General features: G+C 66.8%; 1 protein-coding gene. It reads right to left on the bottom strand.

The window, feature by feature from the left end; all coding sequences use genetic code 11:
* Positions 1 to 1,950 (bottom strand): amino acid adenylation domain-containing protein (locus A5686_RS02365; RefSeq protein ID WP_156749905.1); only part of this gene is annotated, 1,950 nt, incomplete at both ends.

The raw sequence follows: 1,950 nt of genomic DNA, 5'->3' as shown, positions 1-1,950 counted from the left end.
GGTGCGGTACATCCGCACGCCCGAATCCCCGAACGGACACGCCACAAACCGCGACGCCGTCAACCCCGCACGACGCAGATAGCCAACCGCAAGCCCATCACCAGCCACATACAACTCGCCCACCACCCCGGCAGGCACCCGACGCAACCACCCATCCAGGACGAACACCGCCGCCCCCGGCACCGGCGACCCAATCGGCGGCGCCCCCGACCCGGCGGTCAACCGAGCACTGATCGCCGCATACACGGTCGCTTCGGTGGGCCCATAGGCATTGAGCATCACCCGCCCCGGCGCCCACCGATCCACCACCTCGGCCGGACACGCCTCACCGGCCACCACCAACGCCATTGATTCCAAACCATCCGGCGACAACATCGCCACCGCCGACGGGGTCTGGCTCAGCACGTCGACATGTTCTGCCAGCAACATGTCACGAAGTTCTTCCGGTGAGCGCGCCACCCAGTCGGGGATCACCACCAGTCGCCCACCATGCAACAACGCGCCAAAGATCTCGGACACGGAGACGTCGAACACATAGGAGTGCCACTGCGCCCACACCGCCCCGGATGGCAGGCCGGCATCAAGCGACCCCATCAACTGGGTGACGTTGCGGTGGGTCACCGCCACACCCTTGGGCACACCGGTGGTACCGGATGTGTAGATGAGGTACGCGATCTCCTCCGGGTCTGGCGCCGGCAGCGCTGTGCTGGATTGGTCATCGATGGCCGAGTCGTGCACATCGATGACCAGCACGCCGTAGCCGTCTAACTGGCCCACCTCATCGGCGGTGGTGATCGCGGCCGCCGGTGCGGCATCGCCGAGCATGAACGCGATCCGCGCCGCCGGCAGCGCCGGGTCGATCGGCAGATACGCCGCCCCGGTCTTCAACACAGCCAAAATCGCCACGATTGCCTCAGCAGACCGAGAGAACAGCAGCGCCACACAGCCACCGGGACCGACACCGCGGCCGGCCAGTTGGTGCGCCAACCGGTTGGCGGCTTCGTCGAGTTCCCGGTAGGTCCACGATCGCTCACCGCAGGTGAGCGCCACGGCATCCGGGGTGCGGGCCACCTGAGCGGCGAACAACACCGGAATCGACAGCGGCTCAGCCCCGCGCTGTGTCAGCACCGCTCGGTTGCCCAGTTCGTCAAGCCGCGCGGGCTCCGCCTCATCGAGCAACTCCGCCGACGACAACCGCCGTGTCGGGTCGGCCGTCATGGCCATCAATACCCGACGTAACCGCTCAATCAGGGTGTGGATGCTTTCTGCGTCGAACACATCGGTGCGGAATTCCACCGCCCCGCCGATCCCCGCGGGCACGCCGTCCTCGCCGAAGCGCTCGGCCAACGAAAAAGTCAGGTCCATGCGGGCCGCCTGGGTGTCCACCGGCAACGGCGTAACCTGCAGATCACCTAAGGCAAGACCGTCGGCACCACCGTCATAGCCGGGCAGGTTCTGCCAGGCCAACATCACCTGCACCAGCGGATGATGACTCAGGCTTCGGGTCGGGTTGAGCCGATCCACCAACACCTCGAAGGGCACGTCCTGGTGCTCGTATGCTGCGAGACTGCGCCGCCGCACCTGCCCGAGCAGCTCGGCGAAGCTGGGATCACCGGCCACGTCGACGCGCAGCACCAGGGTGTTGACGAAGAAGCCCACCAGTTCGTCGAGCGCGGCATCGCGGCGTCCAGCGATCGGGAATCCAACGGCCACATCGGAATTGGCGCTGATTTTCGAGAGCAGCGCGGCGAGAGCGGCCTGAACCACCATGAAACTCGTGGCGTTGTGCTCCCTGGCCACGCGGGTGACCTGCTGCTGCAATTCGGCCGGCCAGTCCACCGCAACACTGGCGCCGCACTGGTCGGCAACCATCGGATACGGCCGATCGGTGGGCAGCTGCAGGCGCTCGGGCATCCCGGCCAGCGCATCCTCCCAATAGGCCAGCTGCGC

The organism is Mycobacterium sp. E2479 (assembly GCF_001667925.1).
Classification (GTDB): domain Bacteria; phylum Actinomycetota; class Actinomycetes; order Mycobacteriales; family Mycobacteriaceae; genus Mycobacterium.
Note: the sequence above shows the minus strand (reverse complement) of the source record. Positions and strands in the feature narration are given on the sequence as shown.